The organism is Amycolatopsis sp. NPDC054798 (assembly GCF_053611505.1).
This window is the reverse complement of the sequence record NZ_JBSHAM010000093.1, coordinates 24,422-30,884: the sequence shown is the minus strand read 5'-3', so window position 1 is coordinate 30,884 and position 6,463 is coordinate 24,422. Positions and strand designations below refer to the sequence as shown.

Here is a 6,463-nt window from a genome sequence, read left to right as displayed (position 1 = left end):
GAAGGGCTCCTTGAGGGAATCTGATTCCCTCAAGGAGCCCTTCACGGACTTCAGCTGTCTGTGGGGGCCACCTTCACGGACTCTGATTCCCTCAGGGTTCCCCTCACGGACTTCGGCTGCTCCCGCACGGGCCCCGCCGACTCCGCTGCCCGTCCGTGAGGGTCCCCTTCACGGACTTAGATTCCCTCAAGGAGTCCTTCACGGAACGTCGGCGAGGAGAACTAGACCGTCCGCGGCCAGGGGTTCGCCGATTCCAGCTCCCCCGCCAATCCCAGCAACACCGGCTCCCCGCCAGGGCGCGCCACCAGCTGCACGCACAACGCCAGGTCGTGGACCGGATGGCGGGCCACCGGAACCGAAAGCGCCGGGTATCCGGCGAGGTTCCACGGGCCGGTGAACGACGCCACTCGCGACGACGGGACCGCGTTCGCCAGCCAGGATTCCCGGTGCCAGCGGCGGGCTTTCAACGGCAGGGTCGCCAAGGTCGGGGTCACCAGCACGTCGTGAGACTCGAAGAACCGCTCCGCGATCGCCTGCCATTCGTCGCGGGCCCGGTCGTTGACCAGGCGTGCGGTCAGGCGGCCGAGGCGGACGTGGACGCGCGTTCGAGGTTGCAAGCGGGACAGGTCGAACGAGCCTGCGGCCTGCTCGGCCGGACCGGCGAACCAGCGGGCGACCAGGCCGCCGAGGGCGCGAAGCGGGTAGGCGGGCGTCGCGGAAGTGACCGAGTGGCCAGCCGACAGGAGCTCGGCTGTCTGGTCGACGGCGGCGCGAAGAGGGCGTGGCAGCGGGGCCCGGGTGAACGGGACCTGGGTCGAGGTGGCGATTCGCAGCGGACCCGGAGCCGTCGGCGTGGCCCATTCCGGACGGTCGGCGAGCACTGACATCAGGAGGGCGGCGTCGGCGGCCGTGGTGGCCAGCGGGCCGTGGGTGGAGAGGCCGAACCAGCCTGGGACGTCCTCGCGGACCACGTCGCGGCCCGGTTTCAGGCCGACGATTCCGCACATTCCGGCGGGCAAGCGGATGGAGCCCAGGCCGTCGGTGCCGTGTGCGATCGGCACCAAGCCCGCGGCTACCGCTGCCGCGCTGCCGCCAGAGGAACCGCCTGCGGTGAAGGCCGGGTTGCGGGGGTTGCGGGCGACCCCGGAAGGGTCGTCGCTGGTCGGGAAGATGCACAGCTCCGGCACGCGGGTCAGGCCGACGATCACCGCGCCGGCCGCGCGCAGGCGGGAGGCGATCAGGCCGTCGGCGTTCGCCAGGGTACGGGGGCCAGCTTCCGAACCCCAGCCCTGGTACTCGCCGGTGACCTCGGTGACGTCTTTGACCGCGACCGGCACGCCGGCCAGCGGCAGCGAAGCCAGGTCCGGGCGCGCCGCGACTTCGGCGGCTTCGGCCCGTGCCTCGGCGGCGCGCACGCGGCGGAACGCGCCGACGACGCCGTCCGCCGCCGCGATCCGGGCGAGTGCTTCCTCGGTCACCTGAACCAGGTCCAGCTCTCCTGCCCGCACTCCGCGAGCGATCTCTACCGCCGTCTGCGCCATGCTCAGAACACTAGATCGCGCCGGCCCGCAGGGCATAGGCCACGGCGTGGGCACGGTTGTTCAGACCGCAGCGGGTCATCAGGCCGTACAGCACGTTCTTGACCGTCCGCTCCGAATAACAGAGCTTCGTCGCGATCTCCTCGGTGCCGTAGCCCTCGGCCACCAGCCGCAGCACGTCGCATTCGCGCGAGGCGAGGCCGGACAGCGTGAGGCCGTTCGGTTCGAGCACGTCGCGGCGCATGCGCTGCACCTGAGCGAGCAGCGCGCCCTGCAGCCGCGGCGGCAGCGTCGCCGTTCCGTCCCCAGCGGCCAACACTGCCGCGACCAGTTCGCCGCCGCCGGTTTCGCGGCGCGGCAGGATCGCGACGACCCCGCATTCGACGGCCGTCATCAAGTCGCTCTCGCGGAAATGGTCGACGACGATCACCAGATGCGGTCCGGTCAGCTGCTCGGACTGCCTGCCGAGCTCCCGCACCTGCGACAGCACCCGGTCGGTCACGTGCTCCTCCATCACGAGGACCACGTCCGCCTGGCTCGCCGCGTCGTGGCCGAGCAGGACCAGTTCCGGGCGCGAACCGAGCAGGCTCGCGGCTCCGGCCCGGGTGATCGGGTCCGAGGCGAGCACTGCGACCTTGACGAGCTTCACGACTACCCCCTTCCACATTGCCTGGACGCAGTGTGTCGGGCGAGACTTCACGTTTTCTGGCGCGCGCGTGAAGGTCCGTGGAGAAAACCGGAGTTTTCCCAGCTCAGTGGCCTCTTTTAGGGTCTTCGGCGGAGATCTCGCGGAAGGCCTCGCCTGCCCGGTCGAGGCATTCGGGCATCCGGTCCAGCGCGGTGGACCATTCCCGTTTGGCCTCCCGGTAGCGGGCCCGCGCCGCCGCGGGCCACTGGGCCAGCTCGGGCTCCACCTCGGACTCCAGCTCGGCGAGCACCGCACCGAGGTCGCCGGTCGTCCGGCGGATCCGGGACAGCACCTCGGCGGCCTGCTCGAAGCCGGGATCGCCGCTCATCGACGCTCGGCGCACCGCAAGCGCTCATCTGAGCACTTTGCGGCGGTGGACGCGGCGGCACCGCGCGCGACGTCCACGAGATCTGCCAGACTGCCGAGAATGCGATCGAACTGCTGCTCCCAATCGTTCATCGCCTGGCCGAACCGCACCGACGCCTCGCCGCGCCACGACGCCTGCAGCGCCGCCATTTCGCTGTTCACCTTGCCGAAACAGGCGTTCGCCGCGTCGATCGCCGCCGCGAACCTCGCCGCCTGCGCCGGCAGGCCAGCCGGGGCCGGAACCGGGTCCACGCCTCCTCCTCACCGTCCGCACGTCCAAGCCGCGATCGAGCGCGCGGGTTCCAAAACGAGGCTGCCGCAGGGATTCCCGCCCGGAAACCGGAGCACGGGCCCGATGCCCCTTTGTCGCGGCAGGTGTGCCTGCCAGACCGCCCCGCGCGTTTGCCCGGCGTTCACCGCCGGGCCGCCCCCGCGTCCGGTGTCCACCGGACAATTCGCTGGACAAGACCGGCAAAAGCAACCTGGGGCGGTCCCGCCACGTCACCTTTTCGGCGTAAGCTCACCAGTGGCATCCGGCGTGTGACGATCAGTCAGCGCGTGAAGGGAGACCGATGTCGGCATCCGGCGGCGTCCCGGCGCCGGAAATCCAGCTGCTCGGACCGGTGCGAGCCTGGCTCGGCGACCGGCAGCTCGACCTCGGTTCTGCTCATCGGCGCACAGTCTTCGCGGTGCTCGCCTTCTCCGCGAACCGCACGGTCTCCCGCGAAGTGCTCATCGACGCGGTGTGGGGCGACTCGCCCCCGGCCAGCGCGCAGGGGAGCATCTACACCTATATCTCCGGTCTGCGCCGCGTTCTCGAACCGGGCCGCCGCAAAGGCGCCGAATCCCAGCTGATCGCCTCGACCGGTTCGGGCTACTCGCTCTGCATCGACCCTGAGCAGATCGACGTCCACCGGTTCGGCGCGCTGCGCGACCTCGGCCACCGGCTGCTTTCTGAGGGACGCCGGGCCGAGGCGAGGAGCGTGCTCGACGAGGCTCTCGCGGAGTGGGACGGCACGCCGCTGCAATGCCTGTCCGGGCATTACGCCACCGCGCAGCGAGTGCGGCTGGAGGAACTCCGGCTGGCCACCGTCGAACGCCGGGCCGAGCTGGCGATGGACTCGGGCGAGTCCGCCGGGCTCGTCACGCAGCTCAGCGAACTCGCCGCGGAACATCCGTTCCGCGAGCCGCTGCACGGTCTGCTCATGCGAGCGCTCGACCGCTCCGGACGGCATCACGAAGCGCTCACCGTCTACACCGAGCTGCGCGAGCGGCTGATCGAAGCGTCCGGCACCGAGCCGGGGCCAGCGCTGCGGGAGCTTTACGAGAAGCTGCTGGCCGCCGACGAGGCGGCCACGCCCGCGCCGCCCGCGAAAGTCCCCCGCTTCCCGTTGCCGGTGCTGCCGCCGCGCCCGGCGACGTTCGTCGGGCGGGAGAAAGAGCTTCAGCTGCTCAGCGAGGCCGTCGCTGGGCTCGGCGGCGGCCTCGGCCGTTCGGTGTGGGTCAAGGGCGAGCCGGGGATCGGCCGGACCGCACTGCTGGCCGAAACCGTCGCGCTGGCACACGAAACCGGCTACCCCGCGCTGTTCGCCGCCGCCGACTCGCTCGACCAGGGCTTCGCTCTGCGACCGCTGCTGGACGCGCTGGGCGTGCACCCGCGCGCCTCGGACCTGCGCCGCGCGGAACTGGCGGTGGCGCTCGCCGAGAATCCGGAGCTGGACCCGGTCGAAGGCATTCTCGGGCTGGTCCGGCAGCTCTGCGCGGACGGTCCGCTCGCGCTCGTGGTGGACGATATGCAGTGGGCCGACGAAATCACGCTGCGCGTGTGGCAGCACCTCGCCCGCGAGACCCGGCGGCTGCCGCTGCTGCTCGTCGGAGCGAGCCGTCCGCTCCCCCGCTCCGCCGCGCTCGAAGCGCTCGCCGCGGACCTGTCGTCCGGCGCGACCTCGCTGCTGCGGTTGGAACCGTTGCCGGACAACGAGATCCGGAAGATCGCGGCCGACCTCGCCGGGGCGCCGCCGAACCGGATGTTCTCGCTGCTGCTCGGCCACGCCGCCGGGAATCCGCGCTACGCCACCGAAATCGTCGAAACCCTGCTCGCCAATTCGATGATCCTGCTCGACGGCGCGCACGCGATCGTCGACGGTTCCTCGTGCCGTTCGATCCCGTCGCCACTCGGGTCGCGGATCACGCTGTACCTGATCTTCCTCTCCAGCTCCGCGCGAGACCTGCTGCGCTGGGCGGCCTTGCTGGGCAAGGAATTCTCGCTCGCCGACATCGCGATCGCGACCGAACGCGCGCCGACCGCGCTCGTCGCCGCGGTCGAGGAGGCGCTCACCGCGGGCATCCTGGTCGAGTCCGGCGATCTGCTCGCGTTCCGGCATCCGTTGCTGCGCCGCGTGTTGTACGAAAAGACTCCGGCCGCGATGCGGGTCGCGCTGCACCGGCAGCTGGCCGAGGCGCTCGACGGAGCGGGCGCAGGCGCGGAACGCGTCGCCGAACAGCTGGCCGCCGCGCCCGCGCAGGTGGACCCGTGGGTCGCCAACTGGCTGGTCGAGCACATCGGCACGGTCGCCGCGCAGTCCCCGCGGATCGCGGTGGACCTGCTCAAACAGGTGGTCAAGCAGGCGGTGCTGCCCGCCGAGGCCCGCGAACCGCTCACCGCCACGCTCGCCCGGCTGCTGTTCTGGCTCGGCCGGGAACCGGAGGCGGAGGCGCGGTCGGTGGTCGCGCGCACCAAGGACAGCAGGCAGGCCGCGGAAATGCGCTGGATTCTCGCCTACATCTATTACCGGCGCGGCGAATTCGCCGAAGCCTCCTCAGAAGTCCGTCGCACACTGGCCGATCCGAAGGTGCCGGAGATGTGGCGCGGGCGGCACGAAACCCTGCGCGCGACCATCGAACGGTTCGCCGTGGACCATCAGGCCGCCGCGCCGGATCTGTCCGAACTGGGCGTGCTGGACGGCCTCGACAACGACGCGGACCTGAGCACCGCGCGACGGCTGGCCGCGACCCGTGCGGTACCCGGGGAAATGCATCTGGCCGGAGCGGTGCATTACTACTGGCGCGGCCGCTGGAGCGAGGCTCTCGCCGAACTCGACACGGTGATCCGGGGCGGCGCGGAAACGGCGTCGTATGTCTTGCGCAGCCCGGGATCGGCGCTGCTGGTGCACGGAGTCGGCGCGTTGATCGCGAGCCACCGCGACGAGCCGGAGGAGGCACGCGCCCATCTCGACGCCGCGGCCCGGCACCAGTTCCCGCACGGTCTCGAACCGAACGGCGGCGACTACCTGCTCGCCGCGCGCGCCCAGCTCGCCGAGCTGGAAGGCGAGCCGGACGCCGCGCTCGCCGCGCTGCTGCCGTTGCTGGAACAGAACTATCCGCCCGCCGCCCGCCAGCAGTGGCTGCCCGACCTGGCCCGGCTCGCCATGCAGCTCGGCGATCAGCCGCACGCGTTCCGGGCGCTGCGGCTGATGGGCGACACCAGCGGATACGACACTCCGCCGTCGCACACCGCGGCGTCCGCGCACTGCCGGGGCTTGGTCACCGCCGATCCGGACGCGATCCTCGGCGCCGCCACGCACTACGAGTCCGCCGGGCGGATGCTCAAGCACGCGCGAGCCAGCGAGGACGCCGCGATCCTGCTCGCCGAGTACCGCCGCCTCGACGAGGCGCGCACAGCTTTCCTCGCGGCACTCACCAGCTACACCTCGGTCGGCGCGGCTTGGGACGTGCGGCGGGCCGAGACGCGGATGCAGCCGTACGGCATCCGGCGGGCCAGTCCGGTCCGCGCGCGTGCGGCAGGAGAGTGAACCGGGGTGGACTCGCGTCCATAATCGACCGGTAAACTCGGTCAACACGGCGAATGGAA

5 protein-coding genes are annotated in these 6,463 nt (G+C 71.4%); 1 reads left to right on the top strand and 4 read right to left on the bottom strand.

The window, feature by feature from the left end:
• Positions 1–221: 221 nt before the first annotated feature.
• The 4 genes from ACWGIC_RS36875 to ACWGIC_RS36860 all read right to left on the bottom strand — a co-directional run bounded on the left by ACWGIC_RS36875 (position 222) and on the right by ACWGIC_RS36860 (position 2,844).
• Positions 222–1,541 (bottom strand): amidase family protein, encoded by a 1,320-nt coding sequence (locus ACWGIC_RS36875; RefSeq protein ID WP_452080564.1) that lies wholly within the window; start codon positions 1,539–1,541, stop codon positions 222–224.
• Between the two features lie 10 nt (positions 1,542–1,551).
• Entirely contained in the window at positions 1,552–2,187 is a 636-nt protein-coding gene (locus ACWGIC_RS36870) for a response regulator transcription factor (protein ID WP_452080563.1), read from the bottom strand.
• 103 nt (positions 2,188–2,290) lie between these two features.
• Positions 2,291–2,554: a hypothetical protein gene (locus ACWGIC_RS36865; RefSeq protein ID WP_452080562.1), complete on the bottom strand. Its 264-nt coding sequence runs from the start codon at positions 2,552–2,554 to the stop codon at positions 2,291–2,293.
• On the bottom strand, positions 2,551–2,844 hold the full coding sequence (locus ACWGIC_RS36860; protein ID WP_452080561.1) for a WXG100 family type VII secretion target: 294 nt from the start codon (positions 2,842–2,844) through the stop codon (positions 2,551–2,553). Before ACWGIC_RS36860 ends, ACWGIC_RS36865 begins: the two co-directional genes overlap by 4 nt.
• 320 nt (positions 2,845–3,164) lie before the next feature.
• Here ACWGIC_RS36860 and ACWGIC_RS36855 point away from each other — a divergent pair, with 320 nt between their 5' ends.
• Positions 3,165–6,404: a BTAD domain-containing putative transcriptional regulator gene (locus tag ACWGIC_RS36855; RefSeq protein WP_452080560.1), complete on the top strand. Its 3,240-nt coding sequence runs from the start codon at positions 3,165–3,167 to the stop codon at positions 6,402–6,404.
• Positions 6,405–6,463 lie beyond the last annotated feature (59 nt).